The sequence below is a fragment of the Massilia aquatica genome (assembly GCF_011682045.1).
GTDB lineage: Bacteria > Pseudomonadota > Gammaproteobacteria > Burkholderiales > Burkholderiaceae_D > Telluria_A > Telluria_A aquatica.
The window spans coordinates 45,144-68,648 of sequence record NZ_VVIW01000013.1 but is presented as its reverse complement, the minus strand read 5'-3'; the positions used below and the strand labels follow the sequence as shown (position 1 = coordinate 68,648).

Here is a 23,505-nt window from a genome sequence, read left to right as displayed (position 1 = left end):
GTGCGGCGATTCTGCTCGGTCCTTGGCCTTACTTTTGGTATCATTTTGGAAAATTGAGCCTACTCCGGAGCCCGCCATGGAATCCATGCACGACAACGCCATCGACATCCTGATTATCGAGCACGAGGAAGTGACCGCGCTGTTCGAACAATTTCGCGGCCTCAGTGCGCGCTCAACAGAGAGCAAGAGGCGCATCGCGACCGACATCTGCGATGCGTTGACGGTGCACGCCGCGCTGGAGAAGGACATTTTCTATCCGGCGGTGCGCACCGTCCTCAAGGAAGGCGAGTTGATCGCCCAGTCCATCGTCGAACATGCCAGTGCGTGCGAACTGATCGAGCGCATCCGCGTCATGGAGCCGGAGAACGAATTGTTCGACGCCACGGTCAAAGTGCTGTGGGACCAGGTAACACGCCACGCGCGCGAGGAGGAAGAGACGATGTTCCCGCGCCTGCGCAAGAGCAAGCTGGACCTGATGGCGCTCGGCGCGCGCATGATGGCGTACCGCCAGACGGTTGACATCGCGCTGCATAATGTAAAAATATAAACATTTCAATTCTACTACATGAGGTGTTAAAATGTACATACCGCATGGCTTGAATAAGGAGAGTGTTTATGGTTGTCGATATGGAGTTTGATGGGCAGGTCTTGACGTGGAATGGTTCCGGTAGATTCAAAGCGACGAGTGGGCTTCCTGATAATCAGGTGCCAAAGGACCAATGTGTCAAGGATAAAGGGCCTGTTCCTGAGGGAGTCTACAAGGTGCTTTTCACCGATCGTGGCGCAGCACAAGATGACGGTACGGGAAAATGCGCCTTGATACCGGGATGGGGCGTCCAGACAATTCCACGTGGGGCGCAGGCCGGAAGTTGCGAAAAGTATTGGGCGAACTGGGGAAGAAACCGGGCAATGATGATAGCGGCTGACCCCGCGACGCGCAACGCTTGCGCGACCGAAAGATCTGGTTTCTATCTGCACGATTCAACCAAGGGCTACAGCCACGGTTGCATCGAAGTTGAGACAAGTTTCTTCGCGGCGTTGCAATCGCGGGCGAAAAGCAGCCGTTCCCGTAATTATTTCATTCTGAAAGTGAAGTACGTTGGCAATCGGGTGACGAATGGGGGAACCCTTGAATAAATTACGCATAATACTGGCAGCCTTAAGCGGTGTCGCCGCTGTTAGCAGCGCGCATGCTGGTGAAGTGACGTTTCAGAATGATTTGCGCGCCTGCGCCGCGATCACGGCAGTAAAAATCTCGACGCAATCGAATCTGGTGTTGGCAAACACAGATATTAAGTTGAGCAAAACCATCGCCGATTGCAGATGTCTCTCGGCCCTGGCAAGCTATACCAGCAGTGTCGAGGTGGGCGGAGTGAGGCAAATATTGCAGAGCGGATTGATTGGGCTTGACATTGGCGGCGCGAGAACATTTGTGCTGGCGTCCGATCCGGCTCTGGTCGCGAACAGGAAGGTGCAGGTGACATTGTCCTGCGCCGGTCCCCTGTAGGTATTTTCATGGGGTAAGCATTCATCGTCTAGCCGGCTGTTCGCCCCCATTCATTGCCGGACGCCCGTCCGGCCCGCGTTTCAGTCTTACGCCGCGTAGGACTTAGATGACAAAGCGTCATTGTTGATGCCTACAGGAAGCCATCCACTGGTCCGATGGTTGCGTTTGATACCAAGCCTTACAGTAGAGCCATTGATGAGTTGAACCTAACAACACAGAGGCATACCATGTACCGCACGCAAAATATCGATTCGAACAGCAACGCCACCAACGCTATCCGCACCATCGCCTTGGGCGCCGCCGCTGCCAAGCCGGCCGCCGCCAAGCCGATGATCAGCGTCGCCGGCGCCCAGCAGAACGAATTGTTGCGTGCCTTGTCCCGCACCGACCTGGAAGCCCTGTTCCCGCACCTGGAACTGGTGCCAATGGCGGCCGGCAAGCATCTGTATGACTTCGGCAGCAAGTTCGACTACGCCTACTTTCCGACCAACGCCATCGTCTCGCTGATGTATGTCATGGAAGACGGCGCCACCACCGAAATCGGCGTGGTCGGCCGCGAAGGCGTGCTGGGCGTGGCGATGTACGAAGCCGAACGCGCTACCTGCAGCGCCGTGGTGCAAACCGCCGGTTACGCTTACCGCCTCAAAAGCAGCGTGCTGCGCGAACTGGTCGCTTCCGGCGGCGCCATGGCCCAGCTGCTGATGCGCTACACCTTCGCCATGTTCGCCCAGCTAGCGCAAAACGTCGTCGGCGGCCGTCACTGCACCATTGAACAGAAACTGTGCCGCTGGCTGCTGGACCGCCTCGACCGTTCGCTGTCGGACGAAATCAAGGTCACGCAAGACACCATGGCCACGATGCTGGGTGTGCGCCGCGAAACCATCACCATGACCGCGCGTAAGCTGCAAGCGGACGGCCTGATTCAATATCGCCGCGGCACCGTCGCCATCATCGACCGCGCCGGCCTGGAAGAGTGCGCCGGCACCTGCTACCGCGCCGGCAAGATCGGTTTCGAGCAGATGCACGCTACCGCCTGGAGCAACGCTTAATAGTTACCTGGCGGCGCGGGCAGCACATCACCGCCCGCACTGCCATCCTCACACGCCGGCCTGCCCCTTGCGGGGCCGGCCCGGGCGCAATTGCCGATGCCATGCTATTTTATGCCGTCCTGGTAGATAAAAAGGCATGTGCATGAACATCTCCGATATTCCCTTTGGCATTACCGAGTGGCCGGGCGTGGAACGCACCGGGCATCCCGGCCAGACCGGCATGGCCTGGTGGCAGACGCGCCAGTTTGGCGCCGTCCGTGTGCGCATGGTCGAATACAGCGCTGGCTATCTGGCCGATCACTGGTGCAGCAAGGGCCATATCCTGTTATGCCTGGATGGCCAGCTCGACACCGAGCTGGCCGACGGCCGCACATTCGTGCTCACGCCGGGCGTCAGTTACCAGGTGGCCGATCACGCCGAAGCGCATCGTTCCAGCACGCGCCTCGGCGCCAAGCTGTTCATCGTCGATTGAGGAGATGGCCATGCCGACATTGCGGACGGCCACGCTGCCCGATATCGACGCCATGTGGGCGCTGCGCACGCGCGCCATCCGGCACGGTTGTCCCGGCCATTATCCGTCCGAGGTGATTGAGCCGTGGTCCGCCTCGCCGGTGCCGCGCTCGTATCCCGCACTGCTGCACAGCTGTGGCGCCGTGATCGCGGAAGAGCAGGGCGCGATGCTGGGATATGCAATTCTTGATATCGCAACGGGCGAGGTGGACGCGGTATTTGTCGATCCTGCGGCAGGCGGACGAGGAATTGGAAAAACGATGCTGGCCGCGCTGGAGCGCATGGCGATGGCGCGTGGCTGCAAGCGCTTGCATCTGTCGGCCTCGCTCAATGCAGTGGTGTTTTATCGGGCTGCCGGATTTGTCGCGCTGCGCAATGCGGTGTATGCGCATCCGAGCGGGGTTGCGCTGGACTGCGTGGAAATGGAAAAATTCCTGACTGGCGTAAAGTGACAGGTCGCTTTACGCCAGTTGCCGATTACTTCAAGGCCTTGAACAGCGCCTCGAACTGCGTGCTCAATGCGTGATCGTGCTGCTTGATCGGCGGCACTTCGCGCTTGATATCGAGCAGTTGGTACACCGCCATCTGCGCGGCGCGCACCGAATACTCCACCGTGAACACCACATCATCGGCAACTTCGACGAACTGGCTGATAAACGCCAGGTTCTTCGATTCCTTCGGTACCGGCAGCGGACGGTCGCTGTGCGCGCGCGGCATGAACATGCTGGTGATGTAGGGCATGCGGCAAGGGATGCAATTGGCCGTTTCCACCACATCGAGATCGAAGCGCAGATGGCCGCACAGCTCGCGCAGGATTTCTTCGCCGGTGCAGTCCGACATCGGCTTGGCGACAAAATTGCCGATCCGGTCCGGCGACAGCGCATAGCCCCAGAACACTTGCACGCCGGCCGGCTGGTTGGCGAAGTGCGGCTGGTGCGCCAGCACGATCGACATGAACCAGTTCGAATCCTTGAACGTGACCAGGCCGCCGGTACCGGCTTCATTGCCGCTGAACTGCTGCATCTTGTCGAAGAAAGCCGGATCCTGCAAGGTCACCGTGAACGACTCCCAGTACGATTCCGCAATGCTGCTGTTGAACGCGGCCGGATTGCCAAAGCCAGGCTGGGCGGCAGCCAGCTTTTCCCACAAGGTCCAGCCGCAGCTGTCGGTCTTGTCGAGTTTTTCCGGGGCGCTGGTCATGCTGCCCAGGCTCGACGCATCGGTCATCGAGCCGTTCTGGAAGAACACCAGGTCGCCGGCAGGCACATCCACGTGCTCGCTGTTGCCGCCACGCAGGCAGTCGAGGCCGGTGACGACGAACTTGGCATCGACCGTGGCGTGCTTGATGTCGGTCACCTTGCAATCGAGGATGAATTGCACGCCCTGGCTTTGCAGCCATTCCTGCAAGGGACGCACCAGCGAATCGTACTGGTTGTAGACCGTGCGGCGCACGCCGGCCAGGGTTTCAATGCGCGAAAACTCCAGCATGAAGCGATGCAGGTAGCGCTTGAATTCCACCGCGCTGTGCCATGGCTGGAAGGCGAAGGTGGTGGCCCACATGTACCAGAATTCGGTCTCGAAGAACGACGGGTCGAGCCAGTCGCTGATGGCATCGACGCCGAGCGTGTCTTCGTCGGCCAGGCTCAGCTTGAGCAGCTGGGCCCGGTCGTGCATCGAAAACCCCATCGACGTCACCGGCACCTTGGCGCGGCGCTTGTCGACCAGGCGCGCCTGCGAATGGGACTTGTGCAGTTCGTTGAAGTCGACCGTTTCGTCGAAGACGCTCTTGTTTTCGTCGGTGAGCGAGGGAATCGACTTGAACAGGTCCCAGGTGCACTCGTAGTTGTCGAAGGTGAGCATGCGCCCGCCGCGCAGCGAATAGCCGTGCTCGGGCGAACCGGCGCCGTCCAGGCTGCCGCCGAGCAGGGGGGCCGCTTCATAGATGCGGATGTTTGCGCCGGGAACGTTGCCGTCGCGGATCATAAAGGCGGCTGCGGCGAGCGAGCCAATACCGCCGCCAATCAGGTGGGCGTGTACGTTGGTATTCATATAGGGGTCGTCCAATAAGGTGCATCGGTGTCCGGTGCGATCCGGACAGGCAGTTCCGGACGACATTTGCATCATGCATGGTGTTGCGACGCGGCATGCGTCCGGAGGCATGCAGAATCGCATGCACGCGTCCGAAAAAAATTGATGTACATCAAAATTGCCAAAGCAATAATAGAGGGCGCGTTCAAGTATTGCGAATGGAAATGCCGCGTGGATTCAATCCTCTATAATTCCAGCACCTTTCTGACTGGATGCAGCATGACGACTTTTGACTCACGTAATCTCCTTCGCCCGGCGCTGGCCGCCGCCCTGTACCTGATGGGCGGCAGCGCCGCCGCCGCCGACACGTGCGGCGGCGCGCCGCGCCTGGCCGTGGCCACGCCGGCGGGCTTTTGCGCGGGCATCATCGGCCAGGGATTCAAGTTCGCGCGCGGGGTGCAGCCGATGCCGGACGGCAGCGTGCTGGTGGTCGATCTGGGCGGCTGGCAAAAGAACCAGGGCAGCGTGTGGCTGTTAAAGCCGGGCGCCGGCGGCTTCCAGAAAACCCTCTTGATGAAGAAAGTCGACCGCCCCAACGGCATCGTGCTCGGTCCCGACGGGCTGGTGTACGTGGGCGCGATCAAGCGCATTTTCCGCTTCGATCCGCGCGATCCGGAAGGCACCGCCAAGGATGTCATCGGCGGCAACTCCGGCACGCCGGGACTGCCCGGCATCGGGCGCCACCCCTTGACCGCGATGCGTTTCGACGCCAGGGGCGACCTGTATGTGAATGTCGGTTCGGGCAGCGACCATTGCGAAGACAAGGATGGCAAGGCGCCGGACTCGGCCAAGCCCTGCCCTGAGACGACCGGGGCGAACGCGCTGGGCGTGCTGCGCAAGTACACGATGCAATGGCCGGCCGGCACCGTCAAGCGCTGGGAAGTGCATGCCACCGGGCTGCGTAATTCGATGGCGCTGGCGGTGCACCCGACCACCCAGGCGTTATGGCAGGGTGAAAACTCGCGCGACGCGATCCAGGCCGCCATCAAAGGCTTGAAGAACGATAACGACTTGCCGCACGACGAGCTGAACCTGATCGAAGCGAAGGCCAACTACGGCTGGCCTTACTGCTACGACAACAACGTAGCCAGCCCGGAGTATCCGGACGCCAGGTGCGCCGCCTATCGCGCCCCGCTGCGCCTGCTGCCGGCCCACGCCGCGCCGCTGGGCATGACCTTTTATACCGGTACCATGTTCCCCGCCCAATACAAGAACAGCCTGATCGTCGGTTACCACGGCTACCGCGCGCACGGCCACCGGCTGGTGGCCCTGCTGCCGGATGCGCAGGGTGCGCCGCTGGGCAAGTCGATCGAACTGATCGGCGACTGGAGCGCCAAGCCAGACCAGCCCGGCGGCGCGCCGGTCGATGTCAAGCAGGGCCCGGATGGGGCGATTTACCTGGTCGAGGACCGTAGCGGACGGGTTGTCAGGCTGCAGTATGTGGCGCCAGGGATGGCAGCGCCGCGCAAATAGGCGCCCACGGCTTGCGCGGGGCGGCTTCGCTGGCCTCGGCCCGGGCGCACCAGGCGAACAGGTCGTCGGGCGCGAGCGGGCGGGCGAACAGATAACCCTGGCCCTCGTCGCAGCCCTGGTCGTGCAGCAACTGCCGGACATCATCGGTTTCGATGCCTTCGGCCACCACGCGAAAGCCCAGCTCGTGCGAAAGTGAAATCATGGTGTTTACCAGGGTGCGGTTGCGCTCGCCGCCGGCCATGTTGCGCACAAAACTCTGGTCGATCTTGACCACGTGCGCCGGCATGCTCTGCAAATACGACAGGCTGCTGTAACCGGTGCCGAAGTCGTCGATCGCCAGGCGCACGCCGGCCTGGTCGAGCGCGGCCAGGGTGGCCAGCGCGGTGCCCTGGTTTTCCATGATCGCGCTCTCCGTCACTTCCAGTTCCAGCCAGCCCGGCGCCATGCGGTGCTGGTTCAGCAGCGCCGTCACGGTGCTGACGAAATCGGCTTCGAGAAGGTTGGCGGCCGAGACGTTGACCGACATCTGCAACTGCAGGCCGGCCGCATGCCAGGCGGCCAGCTGGCGCACCGCTTCGCGAATCACCCAGCTGGTGGCGGCGCGCACCATCGAGGTCTGTTCCACCACCGGCATGAATTCGCCCGGCGGCACGTCGCCCAGTTCCGGATGGCGCCAGCGCAGCAGGGCTTCGGCGCCGATGCAGCGGCCGCTGGCCAGGTCGATGCGCGGCTGGTAGACCAGGCGCAGCTGGCTGGTATCGGCCAGCGCCGCGTCGAAGGCGTTGAGCAGGGTAAAGCGGCGGCGGTAGGCGTCATCCTGGGCGGACGAATAGCTGCCGATCAACTGGCCGGTCTGGTGCGCGTCCTGCATGGCGTTCTGGGCAATGCGCAGCACGTCCAGGCAATCGGTGCGGCCCAGCAGGAAGGGCGCGATGCCGATCGCCGGCGTGGTCACGAAGCGCGAGGTGCTCCATGCGCCGCGGCTGTCCAGCCAGTGCGCCAGGCGCGCCCGGTAGCTGCCTTCGCCGGCGCCATCATCGGTGCCGGGCGGGGCGATGGTGATGAACTGGGTCGCCGCCAGCTGGTACACCTTGTGCTCGCTGCCCATGACGGCGCGGTACGAGACGATCGCCTCGTTCATCAGGTCGTCGAAGTACGAGGCGCCCATCACCCGCGCCGCATTGTTCAACTGCTCCTGGTTGGCCATGTTGACCAGCACCGCCACGCGCGGCTCGCCATGCGGGCGGTCCATTTGCAGGTCGGCGTAGTCTTCGATAAATTGTTTGCGGTTTGGCATGCCGCTGAGCGGATCGACCCGGCCCAGGGTGTGCTGCAGCTCGATCTGCGACATGACCATGGCCGCCAGGTCGGTCAGCGCGTCGCGCTCGGTACTGCTGATGCTGCGCGGCTCCAGGCCCAGCACGCACATGGCACCGAGGTTGAAGCCGTCGCTGGTGATCAACGGCGCGCCCGCGTAGAAACGCACGCCGCTGTGGGCCAGGGGGCTGTCGCGGAAGAACGGGTCTTCTTGCAGGTCATTTACCACCAGCATGTCGCCGCTGCCGCTCACGGTGGCGCAGGGCGCCTTGATGCGCGGAATCGAGGTATGGACGACGCCGACCCGCGACTTGAACCACTGGCGGTCGCTGTCGGTCAGCGACACGGCAGCGATCGGCAAGCCGAACACGCGCGCCGCCATGCGGGTGATGCGGTCGAACGCTTCGGTGGGTGCGGTGTCGAGCAGGTTCAGCTTGCGCAGCGCGAGCAGGCGGTCAGGTTCATTGCAGGTCGTCATAATCATGCCTTTTTGCCCCGTGCGCTGGGCACCATCGTGAACGCAATCTCGCTCGGCGCGCTCGTCGTCACTGTTAACAAAGGAATGATGCAGGAAATGGGCATCGGGAAAAGCATCAGTCAGGCCGCACAGGCCAGGGACGAGCGGGTCATGGCTCGTGGAACAATTGTAGCATCGAAAGAAAATTAATGCTTTGCGGCATTAAACGTACGAACGGCGCAACAAACCGGCTCGGTTAGCGTGAATGCCGATGATGCTGGAGGAATATTTACACGTATAATTGATTGGAAGGGAGCGCCGCTGTGCCCGCGCTTCATGCGTCATTTTTATGCTTCACCTCTCACCCTGATCCCCCATCCCCCGGGATCGACCAGCTCCGCCTGTCGGCCCAAGCCCGCCGATGCATCAGAACGCCAGGTTCGCGCCGTCGCAGCACGACGCGCTCATACAGTTGCCGTTGCCGCCAGCCGCCGTCAGGCCGGGCGCAGGGAAAAGGAAAAGATGAATAACGTTCAACAGGATATCGACGAAAGAAGCAATCTCACCAGTCTCAACAAGCTGGAATTGCTCCTGTTCCGCCTGGGTGGCGATGCCGAGGGCAACCACTCCGAGCTGTATGCGATCAACGTATTCAAGATTCGCGAAATCGTCGCGATGCCGCACGTCACGCCGATTGCGGATTCTCATCCGCATATGTTGGGTGTTGTAAATTTGCGAGAGCAGATTATTCCTGTCATCAATCTCCCGGCGGTGGTGGGATGCATTCCGACGGCCGGACTCAAGCTGTTGCTGATTACCGAGTTTGCCCGCACCACGCAAGCCTTCGCAGTGGAAGCGGTGGAAGAAATCGTGCGCCTGGAATGGACTTCCGTGCTGCCGGGCGACAAAACCGCCAGCGGCGCGCTGGTGACCAGCATCGCCAAGGTCGATGGCGACGTGCCGAACACGCGCCTGGCGCAGGTGCTCGATGTGGAATCGATTCTGCGCCAGCTGCATAGCAATGACGAGCCGGATGTGGATGTCGACAGCATGGGTGCACCGCTCAACCTGCCCGACGGGCAGGTGATCCTGGCGGCGGACGACTCCGTGATCGCGCGCGCGCTGATCGAAAACGCCTTGCAGGCGATGGGCGCCAAGTACGTGATGACCAATTCCGGCAAGCAGGCCTGGGACAAGCTGGAAGCGATCGATATCGCCGCCAAGAAAGAGGGCAAGACGGCGCGCGACAAGGTGGCGCTGGTGCTGAGCGACCTGGAAATGCCGGAGATGGATGGGTTTACCTTGACGCGCAATATCAAGCAGGACGCCCGTTTCTCGACCATTCCCGTGATCATTCACTCGTCGCTGTCGGGCGCGGCCAACGAGAACCATGTCAATGGCGTGGGCGCCGACGCGTATATTGCCAAGTTCGTGCCGATCGAACTGGCGGCCTTGCTGCGCAAGACGCTGGCCAAAAATACGACGCCGCAAAAGCGCGGCTAAAGCGTGCCGGTTGCGCCGCTGGCGCAACCGGACTTGCTACGCTTAGTGGTTTTGCTTCTGCTTGGCGCCACCACCGGCGCCTTCGTCACTGCCTGCCTTCACGCGGCTTTTGGCATCGTGGCTGCTCTTGTCATCCTTCTTGCCGGCCGCCGAATTGACGTCCGCTTCGGTTTCTGGGCTGCCGGATTGCTTGTTTTGCGTGTCGGTCGATGTTGATTGGGTCATGGTGAATCTCCTTGTGGCAGTGAATAAACCTGTTCGGTGCGCCGCCTAGTGCAGCGTCGCACCCGTATCTTGTCTGGCCCACGCGGGAATGTGCGCGTAGCCCGCCCGCGCCCCGACTTCGAGCCTGGCCACCGCGGCCATGATCGCCTCGGGACGGGCGTAATGGAGCATATGGCCGCAGCCTTCTTCGAGCTGCAAGTCGCTGTGGGGAACATCGTGGTGAAAACGTCGTGCATGCGCCTCGGTGCTGACAACCCGGTCTTCGCAACCGGCCAGTACCGCGATCGGCAAGCGCAGTTCGGCATAGCGCTGCGACAGGCGCGCCGCCGCCGAAACCAGCATGCCGCTTTCGGCCGCGCTGGCGCCCAGTTGCGCCGGCCGCAGCGACATCCATTCTGGAAACTGATTGAAGCGCGCCGGTACCGGCGCCGGGCCGAACATGCGCCGCGCCAGCGCCGGCCACATCAGCCGTCCGAGCAGCGGCGCCACGGTATGCCTTAACACCTGCCCCAGCAGCGGCAGGGCGGGCGCCGACGCCAGCGGCGCGTCGAGGCGCATGGTCGGATAGTAATAGCCGGACACCAGGGTGATGGCACGCACGTAGCGCGGGTAGTCCAGCGCCAGCGCCAGGGCCACCAGGGTGCCCCAGGAATGCCCGACGATCACCGGCCGTTCCACGCCCAGCGCGCGCAAGGCTTTATAGATCAGGCGCGCCTGCGCTTCCGGGGTCCAGCCGGTATCCGCGGGACGCTCGCTGTGGCCGAAGCCCGGGCGGTCGAATACGATCACGCGATGCGATTCGGCCGCCGCGTCGAGCAGGCCGCTGAGCGCAAAGTCGTCCGAATGCAAGCCATTGCCGTGCAAGAGCACCAGCGGCGACCCTTCGCCACGTTCCAAGTAGTGCAGGCGCACGCCATCGATGTCGATCATCCGGCCCTGCGCGGGATTGGCTTGTTCCGCCGCGCGCTTTTTGGCGTGCACGTACACGGCGGACGCGGCCAGGCCGGCAGCGGCGGCGAACAGGGCAAGGCTGCCCCAGCCGGGCGTGCCCGGTTCGGTATGGGTGGAAATGCGATGCGGCATGGCGGTGCGGTTGTAAGGCATTGTGTATCCTGCGGCAGATTGATGAATGGCTGTCGTGGAGCTACTTTGCCTGTCGCGGGCAGCACCGGTCTGTGCGCCAGTCAACAGTGCGCGCACCTTCGACTGGCTTGCCGCTTAGTCCCGAAGTTGCAGGTAGGCGGCGCTGACCGCCTCCGGCCCGTACAGCCGCTCCAGCCGGCGCACCGTAAAATGCCCGCGCGCCATGTCCTGGAAGTGGTTGATGAACAAGGTGTTGACCAGCGCGCCGCCGGCCGCGCCGATGATCGGCACCATCATGGCCGCCGCCTTTTGCGAGACGTGCACGTTGAAACGGGCCGCGATCTGGGCAATCAGGCGCACCAGCGCCGGCGCCGCTTCGCTGGCCACGCTATGCTTGGCCAGATACACGGTCGCTTCGGACATGGCTTGCGCCAGCGCGATGCGCGCCGCGTAGTAGCCGGACTCGGTGGCATCGTCGTCGGCCGTCTTGCCACCCAGTGAAAACACCATCAGGCAGGCGAGCTGCGCTTCAGGGGAGGCGAGGTCTTCGCCGTGCGCGCGGCCGATATCGGCAATCGAGCGCAGCATGACGGTGGTGGACACCGGCAACTCGACCGCCAGCCCGGCGATGCCGAAGGCGCCACCGGCCGCGCCGCTCAGGGCCACCGCCGCGCTGTGCAGCTTGGGGAAGGAGGAGGTGCCCGACGGGCGCAAGGTGGCGTTGGCCACTTTCAGGCATTTGGTCAGCGTCGCGTTGGTGACCGACGCAATCTTGCCGCTCCACGAAGCGGGCAGGGCCTTGACGGCCGCTTCCAGCGGCATGCCGATCACGTCGGTGATGCGGGCCACGTAGCCGGGATGCTCGAGCAGTTGCCTGGCCTGTTTCAATTCGGCCAGGTGCTCCCGCGACAAGCTGACGCCGGCGCCGGCCGGGTGTGGACGTTCCATATTTCCTCACTGTTCAAGTGCCGCTGCGCACGCTGCGACAGGGCGATGCGTGGAGTATAGGCGAGTCGCGCCAGCCCGGCCCGCACGCGCGGAAGGCTGCTACAATTTCCTTTTGGATAGCGCTAACATTCCGCAGGAAACCGACCGATGACACCCACCACGCAAGCGCGTTGTTCTCCGTTCCGCGCCGCCATGCCGGCCATGTGGCTGCTGTCAAGTGCGCTGCTGTGGGCGCCGCTGGCGCAGGCGTCGGCGGTCCCGGCTTGCAGCGGCGCCGCGCCCAGCGGCACGCTGAGCGCCACCCGCGTGCCCGGCAGCGCCCCGGCCAGCAGCGAGCCGGGCCTGTACGAAGGCCCGGTCTGGATCGGCGATGCGCTGTATTTCTCGGATTTTAGCTTCGGCCCCGGTTTCCCCTCGCGTATCCGGCGCCTCGGCCCGGACGGCAAGCTGAGCACGGCTATTCTTGATAGCGGCAGCAATGGCCTGGCGGTCGATGCGCGCGGCAATATCGTCGCCGCCACCCACAGCGTCAAGGGCGTAGTGCGTCTTGAGCTGGCCAGCGGCAAGCGCAGCCTGCTCGCCGGTACGTTTCAAGGCCAGGTCTTCAATTCGCCCAACGACCTCGCCATCGGCGCCGACGGCACCATCTATTTCACCGATCCCAGCTTCCAGCGCGCCGCCGCGCCCGGCGGGCAGGATGCCACCCGCGTGTACCGCGTGGCGCCGGGCGGCAAGGTGACGGTGGTCGACGCCGGCATCGTCAACCCGAACGGGATTGCCTTGTCGCCAGCGGGCGATATGCTGTATGTGAGCGGCGGCGGCGAGCACGGCGTCGTGCGCGCCTACCCGATCGTGGGCGGGGTGCCGGGCGAGGGACGCGAGCTGGTCGGCGGCGTGGCGGTGCCGGACGGGATGACCGTCGATTGCCAGGGTAATCTGTACGTAACCGAGCATGCGGCGCAGCGCCTGCGCGTGTTTTCACCGGCAGGCAAGGAACTGGCTGTGATCAAGGTCGACGCCAACATCACCAACGCCGCGTTCGGCGGCGCGGACGGCAAAACCTTGTTCATGACGGGCGCAGGCGCGCTCTGGCAGATCCGGCTGGGTTTGCCGGGCAAGCCCTATTAGGAGTGGTGTGCAAGGTTTTGATGCCTTGTGTTAGGAGTCGAACATACGCCGCTGTCCCGGGTGCGCATACTGGATTCATGCAGTAACTTTTTAACTGAAAGAAATCATGAAAACCGCGCTTTGCCCGTTTCGAGTCTTGACCGTATCTCCACCGCCATCGTGCCGGAGCGTCTGACATGAAAACCACCAAACCCGATCCCCAGCCGGCCTCCCGCATCGAACGCGAAATCGAACGCGAACGGGAGCAGCGCCACAAGAACGACGATGAGCGCTCCGGTACCAGCCCGGCATCCGACTTCCGCATCAAGGATGCGCGCGAAAGCAGCGATTCCGGCATCCTGCACCGCTCGCGTTCGCGTTACTACTGATCCCTGGTGTTGCGCCCCTGAGAATTGCTGTCTTGACACGCCAGTCCGACCCAACCAGAATGTGACGTTCTGGTTGGCGGCGGCTGCGCCGCGACCGCTTTTGCCAGGAGTAAGCCGTGACCAGTTTCCGTAACAATTCCGATCGCCTGCTGGAAGTGACCCTTCAAAAAGAAACGGTGCTTGCCATTGCCGGTTCCATGGTCGCTTACACCGGCACCATCAAGTTTGAAAAATCCCTGCTCGGCGGCGAGGGCATCTTCGGCGCGCTCAAGCGCAAGGTGACCAACGAGGGCATGCAGCTGATGCAGGCCTCGGGCACCGGCACGGTGTTCTTCGCCCAGAATGCGGCCGAAATCACCGTCATTCCCATGTCCGGCGAGAAAATGATCATCGAAAGCAGCAGCCTGCTCGCTTACGACACCTCGCTCAAGACCGGCACCAGTTTTGCCGGCCTGCGCGGCGCGGCCTCTGGCCAGGGCTTGTTCAGCACCACCGTCGAGGGCCAGGGCAACATTGCCGTCATCTCGCGCGGCAACCTGATCATGCTGGAAGTGACGCCCTCGACGCCGCTGCGGGTCGATCCCGATGCGTTCATCGGTTACAAAGGCAATATTACCCAGGAATTCGTGTTCGACGTCAACTGGCGCACGATGGTGGGGCAGTCGTCCGGCGAATCCTACCAGCACAAATTCAGCGGCCAGGGCGTGGTCTTCATCCAGCCCGCGGAACGCTGACTTGTGCCGCGCAGCGCTATTGAACAATCGAATCGAGTAGGAGAATGCCATGCCGGCGTACCAGCAAATCAATGAAAAAATGATTGAGGTCAAACTCAATAACGAAGAAGTCTTCGCCAGGAAGGGCGCCATGATTTCGTACCAGGGCGATGTGGCCTTCAGCCGCTCCTTCCTTGCGGGGCAGGGCGTGGAGAGCCTGGCCATGCGCGCCGCCACCAGCGAAGGCTACTCGCTGATGATGGCCAAGGGCCGCGGCTCGGTCTACTACGCCCACGACGGCCTGTTCGTCACCATCATCCCGGTGCGCGGCGAGACCTTGTACGTGGAAAGCGACAACGTACTGGCGTTCGATGCGCGCATGACTGCCGGGACCATGTTCCTCGGCAACCAGGGCGGTATCCAAGGGATGGCGCGCGGCGCGGTGTCGGGGCAGGGCTTGTTTACCAGTACCTTCCAGGGCACCGGCGAGGTGGCGATCCTGTCGGATGGCAATGCGATCGGCTTGCCGGTGACGCACGAGGTGCCGGTCTGCGTCGATCCGCAAGCCTACATCGGCCATACCGGTCAACTCAGTTCCACCATCGTAACCGACTTGAACTGGAAAACCTTCGTCGGCCAGGCCTCGGGCGAATCGTATCAAGTCAAATTCAGCGGCCAGGGTACGGTCTACATTCAAGCGAGCGAGAGGTAAATCATGACAATCTACAATCCAGCGACCTTGCCGAGGAACGATAACCTGAACCGGTTTGCCTTCGTGGCCGACGTCAGCGAGCAGATGTTCATCCGCAAGGGCAAGATGATCGCCTTTTACGGCAACCTGAGTTTCGAGGCCATGGGCAGCGGCGTGGTCGACATGCTGGCGCGCCATGCCTTCAATGCGCCGAAGTACATCCATAACTTCGTGGTGGCGCAGGGGCAGGGCCAGCTGATCCTGGGCGACAACGGCAACGACATTGCCTGCTACGACCTGGATGCGGCCAACATGACCATCCGCGCCAAGAACCTGCTGGGCTTTACGAAAAATGTGATCTGCCAGGAGTCGACCCTGCCGGGCTACCTGACCTTGCTTGGGACCGGCAAGATCATCGCTTCGTCCAACGGACCGGTGCATTTCCTGGAATTGCCTTGCCGCGTCGACGAACAGGCGGTGCTGGGCTGGGCCGATTGCCCGAGTCCGTCGTACCGCTACGATTACGAGCATGTGCGGGGATTCGTATCGACGGTGGGCGCGCTGACCGGTTTCACCTTGTCGGGCGAGGAAAAGCAGGTCGACTTCACCGGCGCCGGTACGGTGCTGGTGCAATCGTCCGAGCTGGAACTGAGCAACAGCTCGACCCTGGCGCACCTGGTGTCGCTGTTGCCGCAATTGGGCAAGGAAGACTTGGGCAGGCTGAGCCTGTCGTTGCAGCAGCAGAGCCAGCAGCGGCGCTAGCTGCCGCGCACACGCCTGGGCCAGCATCCGCACGGCAGGCACGTGCATTCGATTGTTGCGTGGCAGACAGAGCGGCGTGCTACTATCATTGGAGACGATGTTCAATCGATTCCAGTGGGCGCCTGGTCTGGCGCTGTGACGGGGCAACAGCATGTCATTTCCGGCGGCAAATGCGATGCAAGCCTCGACAGGGCTGTGGCAATGGCTGCAGGAAAGCCGCGCCAGCCTGGCCTTCACCACTTACCAGAGCAACCGCTTGTTGCTGGTCGGCCGCAAGCCCGAAGGCCGCATCGCCGTGCACGAGCGCGTCTTCGACAAGCCGATGGGCCTGTACGCCGGCGAGGACAGCCTGGTGATGAGCACCCGGCATGCTATCTGGCAGCTGGAAAACCGGCTGGCGCCGGGCCAGACCCATGCCGGCTGCGATCGCCTGTACGTGCCGGCCCGCTCGCACACCACGGGCGACCTGAACGTGCATGACGTGGTGCGCGACCGGCACGGCGAAACCCTGTTCATCAATACCGACTTCAGCTGCCTGGCGCGCTTGCGGGACGGCTACAGTTTCGAGCCGGTCTGGCAACCGCCCTTCATTAGCGCACTGAAAGCCGAAGACCGCTGCCACCTGAACGGGCTGGCCATGCGCGCGGGGGCGCCAGCCTATGTCACGGCCTGCGCCGCCAGCGACGCCGCCGCCGGCTGGCGCCATCAGCGCGCCGCCGGCGGCATCGTCATGCATATCCCCAGCAACGAGATCGTGGCCGGCGGCCTGTCGATGCCGCATTCGCCGCGCTGGTACCGGGGCAAGCTGTGGCTGCTCAACGCCGGCAGCGGGGAGTTCGGTTTTCTCGACGGCGAGCGCTTCGTGCCGGTGGCCGCCTGTCCCGGCTTCGTGCGCGGCCTGGCCTTCGCCGGCGACTATGCCGTGGTCGGCATGTCGCGCCTGCGCGCCAGCAGTTTTGGCGGCCTGCCGCTGGCGCAGCGCCTGGCCGGCGCCGGCCAGGCCTCGCAATGCGGCCTGGTGGTGATCGATCTGCGCAGCGGCGCGCCGGTGCATTCGCTGTTGTTCGATGGCGGGGTCGACGAATTATTCGACGTGGTCGTGCTGGCCGGCGTGGAGCGCCCGTCCGCGCTGGGTTTCCAGGATGATGGCATCGAGCGCCTGATCAGTTTTCCCGGCAGCGGCGGCTTGCTCGCCACCAAGCCGACCGTGCGCCGTCCCGGCATCGGCGCGGCGGTGGCGGCCCCCGCCTTGCCGCGCGCGGCCGCAGCCTGCGTGAAATACCAGCACGTCCATCACCTGAACGCCGCCAACCTGGCCGGCTACGAGGCCATGACGTTTCCCAGCCTGCAGGCGCGCTGGCGCGGCCAAGCGCCGCACGGCGAATTGCTGGGCGTGTCGGCGTCGGTCGACGGCGCTATGGTGGCCCTGGCCGTGGCCGAACAAGCCGCCGGCACCGACGGCGCGCCGCTGCGCACCCTGCTGTCGCTGCTGGTGCTGCCGCCTTACCGTCACCAGGGCATCGCGACGGCCCTGCTGAAACACCTGCAACTGCCGCAGCCCCCGGCCTCGAACGCCGCCATCCGCCCCCGCATCGACACACTCCAGGATACCTTATGACTTCCCCCACCATCATCGTCGATCGGAGCGGCATCGGCGCCGCCATTGCGGAAGGCGGCGCGAGCGGCAGCTACACCCTGGTCTTGAGCGAGGCGCCCAGCGCGGATGTGATCGTCACCCTGAGCAACACCAACGGCCAGGTCGGCAGCGATGTTCCGAGCCTGACGTTTACCAGCACCAATTGGGCAAGCCCGCAAACGGTCACTGTCAGCGCCATCAACGACGCCGTGGCGGAAGGCCCGCAACGCTGGGTGATCCGGCATGCGAGCAGCAGCGGCGACCCCGCCTTCAATGGCCTGAGCATCGAGAACGTGGTGGTGGCGGTCGCCGACAACGACGTGGTGCCGGTCACGCCGGTCTACCGGCCCTATGTCCTGAATGCGTTTGGCCTTGGCGACGCCGGCGACTACGCCGATCCGGTGCTGGTCGATATCGACGCCGATGGCGATCTGGACGCTATGATCGGCAACAGGAATGGCGACATCCTGTATTTTAATAACAACGGCACCAGCCAGGCGCCCTTGTTCGCCGCCGCGCTGACCAATCCCTTCGGCTTCGCCAACGTGGGCCTGTACGCCACCCCGACCTTCGTCGATATCGACGCCGACGGCGACCTCGACGCCTTTGTCGGCAATCGCGCGGGCGACACCCTGTTCTTCCAGAACGACGGCACGGCCGCCGCCCCGGCATTCGGCAGCGCGGCGTCCAACCCGTTCGGCCTGGCGAATGTGGTCAATTACGCCAACCCGACCTTCGCCGACATCGATGGCGACGGCGACGCGGACGCCTTCATCGGCACCAGCAACGGCGATACTTACTACTTCCAGAATACCGGCAGCGCCGCCAGCCCGGCCTTCGCCGCTGCGCAGACCAATCCCTTCGGCCTGCAAAACAATGACACCTACGCCAGTCCGGTGCTGATCGACCTCGATGGCGACGGCGACCTGGACATGTTCGTCAAGAACGGGTTCTTCAAGAACAGCGGCACGGCCGCCACCCCGGTATTCGATGCGCCCGTGCTCAACCCCTACGGGCTCGGTCCGGCGGCCTATCCGAATCCGACCTTTGCCGACATCGATGCCGACGGCGACTTCGACGCCCTGTACGGCACCTCGGACGGCAACACCCAGTTCTTCCAGAACGCGCCGCCGCCCGGCATTGCCGGCCTGGCCGGCGACACGGTGGCCTGGGCCGGCGTGGGCAACACGGTGGCGCTCGACGCCGGCGCGAACGCCACGGTCAGCGATCCGGAAATGGAGTTCAGCAACAACTGGCGCGGCGCCAGCCTGACCGTGCAGCGCAGCACGGCCATGAGCAGCGATCTGTTCAGCTTTAACCAGACTGGCTACACAGTCAGCGGCGCGAACCTGCAAACGGGCGGCGGGGTCACCTTTGCCAGCTTCACCAATGCGCTCGGCATCCTGAGCATCAGCTTCAACGCGGCAGCCACGACGACCTTGGTGCGCGATGTGATGCGCGGCATCCTGTTTCGCAACGACACGCCGCCCGGCGACTCGATCATCCGTTTTACCCTGAGCGACGGGGTTACGCCGGCCATCGCCAACGCGCTGGTGAGCAGCGACACCATCTATGTCACCGATAGCACCAACACCACTACCGCCGCGATTAACCTGTCCAACGGCGTGAGCATGCGCGAGGCGGTCGTGCTTGCGCTGGGGGACGTCACCGGCAGCCAGACCCTGGTGCTGGGCAGCGCCTTCGCCACCAGCGGGACCAGCTATTCCAGCGGCCAGACCTTCACCGAGAACCTGACCATCAACACCGACGCTGTCATCAGTGGCAACACCCTGAGCGGCAGCAGCCTGACCATCAGCAGCGGCGTCACCCTCACCATCAGCAACGCCAGCGGCACGACCACCATCGTCAATCCGCTGATCGGCGCCGGCGCTCTGGCCAAGGCCGGGGCCGGCACCCTGGTCGTGACCGGCGCCAGCAGCTATGTGGGCGGCACCAACATCGCGGGCGGCGTGTTGCAGACCGGCGCAGCGAACCGGATCGCCGACACCAATGCGGTGACGGTGGCCGCCGGCGCCGCCCTGACCCTGGGCGGGAACGAGGTCATCGGCGCGCTGGCGGGGGCGGGGACGGTCAATATCGGGACCTTCGCCCTGAGCGTGGGCGGCAACAACAGCAGCACCGCCTTTTCCGGCGTGATCGCCGGCAGCGGCGGCCTGACCAAGGTCGGCACCCAGACCACCACCTTGTCCGGCGCCAATACCTACACCGGCGCGACCACCATCACCAACGGCACCCTGGCCACCGGTGCGGCGGCGGCGATCCCCGACGCCAGCGCGGTGAACCTGACCAACAGTGGCACCTTCGCCATCGGCGCGGCCGAAACGATCGGCTCGCTTGCCGGCACGGGTGCCGTGGCGCTGGGTGCCCACCTGCTGACGGTGGGCGGCGACAATACCTCGACCACGTTTTCCGGCGTGATGGGCGGCACCAGCGGCGGCCTGCTCAAGGCCGGCAGCGGCGTGCTGGCGCTGGGGGGCAGCGTCACCTATTCCGGCCCCACCACGGCCGGCGCCGGCACCCTGGCCATCAACGGCACCCTGGCCGCCACCAGCGCGCTCACGGTGGACGCGGGAGCGACCCTGGCCGGGATCGGCAGCATCGGCACGGCCGGCGTGCTGGGGGCCGTGACGGTGCAGGCCGGCGGCGCCATCGCCCCCGGCAACAGCGGCAGCGGCCTCCTGACCCTGCGCAACGGGCTGACCCTGGCATCCGGCGCGACCGTGGCGATGCAGCTGAACGGCACCACGCCGTCGCTTACCCACGATCAGCTGGCTGTCGACGGCGGCGTGGACCTCGGTTCCGCCACCCTCTCCGTCAGCCTGGGCTATGTGCCCCTGATCGGCGACAGCTTTACCCTGATCGTCAACGATGCGAGCGACGCCGTGGCCGGCACCTTCGCCGGCCTGGCCGAAGGCGCTCTGTTCGCCGTGAACGGCAAGTTCCTGCGCGTGAGCTATGCCGGCGGCAGCGGCAACGACGTGGTGCTGACCACGGTGGCCGCGCCGCCGTCCGTCAGCGCCGTGGCCGCAACGAGCGCCGACGGCAGTTATCGCGAGGGCGCCCTGATCGTGCTGACAGTGACCTTCAGCGAAGCGGTGACCGTGGCCGGCGTTCCGCGCCTGAGCCTGGAAACCGGCGCCATCGACCGCGACGCCACCTACGCCAGCGGCAGCGGCAGCGCCACCTTGACCTTCCACTACACGGTGCAGGCGGGCGACACCAGCGCCGACCTCGATTATCTGAGCGCCGCGGCGCTGGTGCTCGACGGCGGCAGCATCCGCAGCGCGACCAGCGCCGACGCCGTGCTGACCCTTGCCACGCCCGGGGCCGCCGGCTCGCTCGGGGCCAGCCAGGCCATCGCGATCGACACCACGGCGCCCGCCACCACGATCGCCAGCATCGCCTTCGACAACGACGGCGGCGCCAGCGCCACCGACTTCATCACCCGCAGCGCGGCCCAGACCGTCAGCGGCACCATCAGCGCGCCGCTGGCGGCCGGCGAGCGGGTCGAAGTCTCGCTCGACAATGGCGCCACCTGGAGCCCGGCCGTCATCCTGCCCGGCCAGACCACCTGGAGCCTGGCCGGACAGACCCTGGTGTCCAGCAACACGCTCAAGGCCAGGCTGAGCGACGCCGCAGGCAACAGCGGCGCCGCGCTCGACCAGGCGTATGTGCTCGACACGACCGCGCCGGGCAATGCCGCCATCGTGCTGGCCGACGCCGCGCTCACCCACGGCGAAACGAGCCTGGTGACGATCACCTTCACGGAAGCGGTGAGCGGCTTCGCCAACGACGACCTGAGCATCGGCAGCGGCACCCTGAGCCCGGTCGCCAGCGCCGACGGTGGCCTTACCTGGAACGCCACCCTGACGCCGGCGCCGGGAACGAGCAGCAACACGAATGTCATCAGCCTGGCCAACGGCGGGCTGACCGACGTGGCCGGCAACCCCGGCGCCGGGACCAGCACTTCAGCCAATTACACGGTCCAGACTCCCTCCTTGAGCAGCACCGTGGTGGTGACCACGGCGGCCCTGAAGGCGGGCGCCAGCTCGCTGGTGACGATCGTCTTCAGCCAGGCGGTCGATGGCTTCGACGGCGCCGACCTGAGCGTGGCCAACGGCACGCTCGGCGCGCTCACTAGCAGCGACGGCAACGTCACCTGGACGACGACGCTCACGCCGGCCGCGAATGTCACCAGCACCAGCAACCAGATCGTTCTCGACAACACCGGTGTGAGCGTGGGCGGCATTTCCGGCCTTGGCCTGAGCACGTCCAACAATTACACGATCGATACCCGCCTGCCGGGCGCGAGCATGGTGCTGAGCAACGCCACCCTGACCAGCGCCGCGGGCGCCCAGCTCACCATCACCTTCACCGAAGCGGTGAGCGGCGTCGGCAGCGAGGACCTGAGCGTGCCGAACGCCAGCGTCGGCACCCTCGCCACCATCGACGGCGGCGTCACCTGGAGCGCGCCGCTGACCCCGATGGCCGGGGTCGAGGCCGCCGTCAACCTCATCAGCCTCGACCTGGGAGGCGTGCTCGACCTGGCCGGCAACGCCGGCGCCGGCGCCGTCCTCTCGTCCGCCTATGCGGTCGACAGCAAGGGCCCGGCGGCAACCGTCACGGTAGCGGCAAGCCTGCTCGGGGCCGGCGCGACGGCGCTGGTGACGATCGCCTTCGGCGAGCCGGTCAGCGGTTTCGACAACGCCAGCCTGAGCGTGGGCAATGCTACCCTCAGCCAGGTGATCAGCAACGATGGCGGGCGCACCTGGACGGCGACGCTCACGCCGCTGGCGGGCATCACGGCGCCGGTCAATGCGATCGGGCTCAGTTATGCGGGCCTGAGCGACGCGGCGGGCAATCCCGGCAGCGGCGCCACCAGTTCCGGCAATTACGCGATCGATGGCGTGGCGCCGGCGGTGCTGTCGGTCGGCGTGCCGGCCGACGCCACGTACGGCGCCGGCCAGCAGCTCGACTTCATCCTCAACTGGTCCGAGCCGGTCCAGCTCGACAGCGCGGGCGGTTCCCCGCGCCTGGCCATCATGCTCGACAACGGCGTCATCGCCTATGCCGACTACGTGGCCGGCAGCGGCAGTGCTGCCACCAATTTCCGCATGGCGGTCGGCGCCGGCATGCTCGACCTCGATGGCATTGCGCTGGGCAGCCTGGCGTTGAACGGCGCCGTCCTGCACGACGCGGCGGGCAACCTTGCCGCGCCGGCACTGAGCGGCGTGCCGTCCGTGGCCGGGGTGCGCATCGACGCCAGGGTGCCGACGCCCACGCCGACGCCGACGCCGGAGCCGACTCCGACTCCGACTCCGACCCCGACTCCGACTCCGACCCCGACCCCGACTCCGGTTTCCGATAGCGACAATGTGCCGGACGCCGTCGAAGATGCCGCGCCCGGCCTGCCGCCGGCGACCGGCGGCGCTGCAATGGCGGGCGACGGCAACGGCGACGGCATTGCCGACAGCCGCCAGCCGGGTGTCGGTTCGGCGCTGTTCCTGACCACGCCAACGGCGCAAAGCAGTCCATCCAGCGCGCCGCCGCTGTACATCACGCTGGTCGCCGGTTCGGTGGACGGCAAGATCGACGCCAGCCTGGCCAATCCCGTCACCCTGAACAATATGCGCCAGCTCGACGCACCAGCCGAGCTGCCGTCCGGTATGGCGATGCCGCTCGGACTGCTTTCCTTTTCGTCGACCGTGCGTACCGCCGGCGCGACGGAAAAATTCAGCCTCTACCTCGATACGGCCCTGGGTATCAACGGCTACTGGAAGGCGAACGCGGACGGCATCTGGGTCAACCTGGCCAGCGCCGCGCATGGCGGCGCGATCGGGCTCGAAGGCGGTAAGCTGCGCCTCGACTTCCGGCTCACCGACGGCGGCCAGTTCGACGCCGACGGCAAGGCGGACGGTGTGATCACCGATCCGGGCGCGCCCGCTTTCATGGCGCTGAGCATCATTGGCTACACGCCCGGCCTGGTCGATGGCGCCCATTTCTGGTAATGCGCATGCAAACGAAAG

General features: G+C 64.8%; 21 protein-coding genes. 16 read left to right on the top strand and 5 right to left on the bottom strand.

The window, feature by feature from the left end; all coding sequences use genetic code 11:
* Positions 1–76 precede the first annotated feature (76 nt).
* The 6 genes from F1609_RS20595 (at position 77) to F1609_RS20570 (ending at position 3,518) form a co-directional block, all read left to right on the top strand.
* Positions 77–547 (top strand): hemerythrin domain-containing protein, encoded by a 471-nt coding sequence (locus tag F1609_RS20595; RefSeq protein WP_167078530.1) that lies wholly within the window; start codon positions 77–79, stop codon positions 545–547.
* A gap of 68 nt (positions 548–615) precedes the next feature.
* Complete coding sequence (locus F1609_RS20590) at positions 616–1,137, top strand: tlde1 domain-containing protein (protein ID WP_167078529.1); 522 nt, start codon at positions 616–618, stop codon at positions 1,135–1,137.
* Entirely contained in the window at positions 1,130–1,507 is a 378-nt protein-coding gene (locus F1609_RS20585) for a DUF2195 family protein (protein WP_229421970.1), read from the top strand. The genes F1609_RS20590 and F1609_RS20585 overlap by 8 nt, the downstream gene beginning before the upstream one ends.
* Before the next feature lie 227 nt (positions 1,508–1,734).
* Positions 1,735–2,556 carry a Crp/Fnr family transcriptional regulator gene (locus tag F1609_RS20580; protein WP_370661650.1) on the top strand — a complete coding sequence of 274 codons (822 nt, stop codon included), beginning with the start codon at positions 1,735–1,737 and terminating at the stop codon, positions 2,554–2,556.
* A 142-nt stretch (positions 2,557–2,698) separates the two neighbouring features.
* Positions 2,699–3,028, top strand: coding sequence for a DHCW motif cupin fold protein (locus F1609_RS20575; protein WP_167078527.1), 330 nt, complete (start codon positions 2,699–2,701; stop codon positions 3,026–3,028).
* Positions 3,029–3,032: 4 nt separating this feature from the next.
* A complete protein-coding gene (locus F1609_RS20570; RefSeq protein ID WP_229421969.1) occupies positions 3,033–3,518 on the top strand; it encodes a GNAT family N-acetyltransferase in 486 nt (161 codons plus the stop codon).
* Positions 3,519–3,543: 25 nt separating this feature from the next.
* On the opposite strand, the gene F1609_RS20565 is transcribed toward F1609_RS20570, so the two are convergent.
* The gene (locus tag F1609_RS20565) at positions 3,544–5,115 is read right to left on the bottom strand and encodes an oleate hydratase (RefSeq protein WP_167078526.1); all 1,572 of its coding nucleotides are present in this window, start codon (positions 5,113–5,115) and stop codon (positions 3,544–3,546) included.
* Positions 5,116–5,373: 258 nt separating this feature from the next.
* Between F1609_RS20565 and F1609_RS20560 the strand changes: the two genes are divergently transcribed.
* Positions 5,374–6,627, top strand: coding sequence for a PQQ-dependent sugar dehydrogenase (locus tag F1609_RS20560; protein ID WP_167078525.1), 1,254 nt, complete (start codon positions 5,374–5,376; stop codon positions 6,625–6,627).
* Here the strand turns inward: F1609_RS20560 and F1609_RS20555 are convergent.
* Positions 6,581–8,422, bottom strand: coding sequence for a sensor domain-containing phosphodiesterase (locus tag F1609_RS20555; RefSeq protein ID WP_167078524.1), 1,842 nt, complete (start codon positions 8,420–8,422; stop codon positions 6,581–6,583). The genes F1609_RS20560 and F1609_RS20555 overlap by 47 nt on opposite strands.
* 36 nt (positions 8,423–8,458) lie before the next feature.
* Between F1609_RS20555 and F1609_RS20550 the strand changes: the two genes are divergently transcribed.
* Both F1609_RS20550 and F1609_RS20545 read left to right on the top strand, forming a co-directional pair.
* Positions 8,459–8,611 carry a hypothetical protein gene (locus F1609_RS20550; protein ID WP_167078523.1) on the top strand — a complete coding sequence of 51 codons (153 nt, stop codon included), beginning with the start codon at positions 8,459–8,461 and terminating at the stop codon, positions 8,609–8,611.
* Between the two features lie 312 nt (positions 8,612–8,923).
* Positions 8,924–9,904, top strand: a complete 981-nt coding sequence (locus tag F1609_RS20545) for a chemotaxis protein (RefSeq protein WP_167078522.1) — start codon at positions 8,924–8,926, stop codon at positions 9,902–9,904.
* A gap of 42 nt (positions 9,905–9,946) precedes the next feature.
* On the opposite strand, the gene F1609_RS20540 is transcribed toward F1609_RS20545, so the two are convergent.
* From F1609_RS20540 to F1609_RS20530, 3 genes are all read right to left on the bottom strand, one after another.
* Complete coding sequence (locus F1609_RS20540; protein ID WP_166875558.1) at positions 9,947–10,129, bottom strand: hypothetical protein; 183 nt, start codon at positions 10,127–10,129, stop codon at positions 9,947–9,949.
* Positions 10,130–10,174: 45 nt separating this feature from the next.
* Positions 10,175–11,233 (bottom strand): alpha/beta fold hydrolase, encoded by a 1,059-nt coding sequence (locus F1609_RS20535; protein WP_229421968.1) that lies wholly within the window; start codon positions 11,231–11,233, stop codon positions 10,175–10,177.
* Positions 11,234–11,347: 114 nt separating this feature from the next.
* A complete protein-coding gene (locus tag F1609_RS20530; protein WP_167078521.1) occupies positions 11,348–12,160 on the bottom strand; it encodes an EcsC family protein in 813 nt (270 codons plus the stop codon).
* Positions 12,161–12,307: 147 nt separating this feature from the next.
* Here F1609_RS20530 and F1609_RS20525 point away from each other — a divergent pair, with 147 nt between their 5' ends.
* The 7 genes from F1609_RS20525 (at position 12,308) to F1609_RS20495 (ending at position 23,487) form a co-directional block, all read left to right on the top strand.
* Complete coding sequence (locus F1609_RS20525) at positions 12,308–13,288, top strand: SMP-30/gluconolactonase/LRE family protein (RefSeq protein ID WP_229421967.1); 981 nt, start codon at positions 12,308–12,310, stop codon at positions 13,286–13,288.
* Between the two features lie 176 nt (positions 13,289–13,464).
* A complete protein-coding gene (locus F1609_RS20520) occupies positions 13,465–13,656 on the top strand; it encodes a hypothetical protein (protein ID WP_166875567.1) in 192 nt (63 codons plus the stop codon).
* A gap of 116 nt (positions 13,657–13,772) precedes the next feature.
* Entirely contained in the window at positions 13,773–14,390 is a 618-nt protein-coding gene (locus tag F1609_RS20515; protein WP_167078520.1) for an AIM24 family protein, read from the top strand.
* 49 nt (positions 14,391–14,439) lie between these two features.
* The gene (locus F1609_RS20510; protein WP_167078519.1) at positions 14,440–15,081 is read left to right on the top strand and encodes an AIM24 family protein; all 642 of its coding nucleotides are present in this window, start codon (positions 14,440–14,442) and stop codon (positions 15,079–15,081) included.
* A gap of 3 nt (positions 15,082–15,084) precedes the next feature.
* Complete coding sequence (locus F1609_RS20505) at positions 15,085–15,822, top strand: AIM24 family protein (RefSeq protein WP_187363084.1); 738 nt, start codon at positions 15,085–15,087, stop codon at positions 15,820–15,822.
* Between the two features lie 175 nt (positions 15,823–15,997).
* Positions 15,998–17,440, top strand: coding sequence for a TIGR03032 family protein (locus F1609_RS20500; RefSeq protein ID WP_196785467.1), 1,443 nt, complete (start codon positions 15,998–16,000; stop codon positions 17,438–17,440).
* The gene (locus F1609_RS20495) at positions 17,437–23,487 is read left to right on the top strand and encodes a beta strand repeat-containing protein (RefSeq protein WP_167078517.1); all 6,051 of its coding nucleotides are present in this window, start codon (positions 17,437–17,439) and stop codon (positions 23,485–23,487) included. The genes F1609_RS20500 and F1609_RS20495 overlap by 4 nt, the downstream gene beginning before the upstream one ends.
* The last annotated feature ends 18 nt before the right edge of the window (positions 23,488–23,505 follow it).

Excerpts from the sequence above, each read along its gene's own strand:
- F1609_RS20510 (WP_167078519.1), top strand. The coding sequence starts at position 14,440 with ATGCCGGCGTACCAGCAAATCAATGAAAAAATGATTGAGGTCAAACTC.
- F1609_RS20580 (WP_370661650.1), top strand. The coding sequence starts at position 1,735 with ATGTACCGCACGCAAAATATCGATTCGAACAGCAACGCCACCAACGCT.
- F1609_RS20545 (WP_167078522.1), top strand. The coding sequence starts at position 8,924 with ATGAATAACGTTCAACAGGATATCGACGAAAGAAGCAATCTCACCAGT.
- F1609_RS20500 (WP_196785467.1), top strand. The coding sequence starts at position 15,998 with ATGCAAGCCTCGACAGGGCTGTGGCAATGGCTGCAGGAAAGCCGCGCC.
- F1609_RS20555 (WP_167078524.1), bottom strand. The coding sequence starts at position 8,422 with ATGACGACCTGCAATGAACCTGACCGCCTGCTCGCGCTGCGCAAGCTG.
- F1609_RS20565 (WP_167078526.1), bottom strand. The coding sequence starts at position 5,115 with ATGAATACCAACGTACACGCCCACCTGATTGGCGGCGGTATTGGCTCG.
- F1609_RS20530 (WP_167078521.1), bottom strand. The coding sequence starts at position 12,160 with ATGGAACGTCCACACCCGGCCGGCGCCGGCGTCAGCTTGTCGCGGGAG.
- F1609_RS20575 (WP_167078527.1), top strand. The coding sequence starts at position 2,699 with ATGAACATCTCCGATATTCCCTTTGGCATTACCGAGTGGCCGGGCGTG.
- F1609_RS20540 (WP_166875558.1), bottom strand. The coding sequence starts at position 10,129 with ATGACCCAATCAACATCGACCGACACGCAAAACAAGCAATCCGGCAGC.
- F1609_RS20525 (WP_229421967.1), top strand. The coding sequence starts at position 12,308 with ATGACACCCACCACGCAAGCGCGTTGTTCTCCGTTCCGCGCCGCCATG.
- F1609_RS20505 (WP_187363084.1), top strand. The coding sequence starts at position 15,085 with ATGACAATCTACAATCCAGCGACCTTGCCGAGGAACGATAACCTGAAC.
- F1609_RS20520 (WP_166875567.1), top strand. The coding sequence starts at position 13,465 with ATGAAAACCACCAAACCCGATCCCCAGCCGGCCTCCCGCATCGAACGC.
- F1609_RS20595 (WP_167078530.1), top strand. The coding sequence starts at position 77 with ATGGAATCCATGCACGACAACGCCATCGACATCCTGATTATCGAGCAC.
- F1609_RS20495 (WP_167078517.1), top strand. The coding sequence starts at position 17,437 with ATGACTTCCCCCACCATCATCGTCGATCGGAGCGGCATCGGCGCCGCC.
- F1609_RS20560 (WP_167078525.1), top strand. The coding sequence starts at position 5,374 with ATGACGACTTTTGACTCACGTAATCTCCTTCGCCCGGCGCTGGCCGCC.
- F1609_RS20535 (WP_229421968.1), bottom strand. The coding sequence starts at position 11,233 with ATGCCTTACAACCGCACCGCCATGCCGCATCGCATTTCCACCCATACC.
- F1609_RS20590 (WP_167078529.1), top strand. The coding sequence starts at position 616 with ATGGTTGTCGATATGGAGTTTGATGGGCAGGTCTTGACGTGGAATGGT.
- F1609_RS20570 (WP_229421969.1), top strand. The coding sequence starts at position 3,033 with ATGGCCATGCCGACATTGCGGACGGCCACGCTGCCCGATATCGACGCC.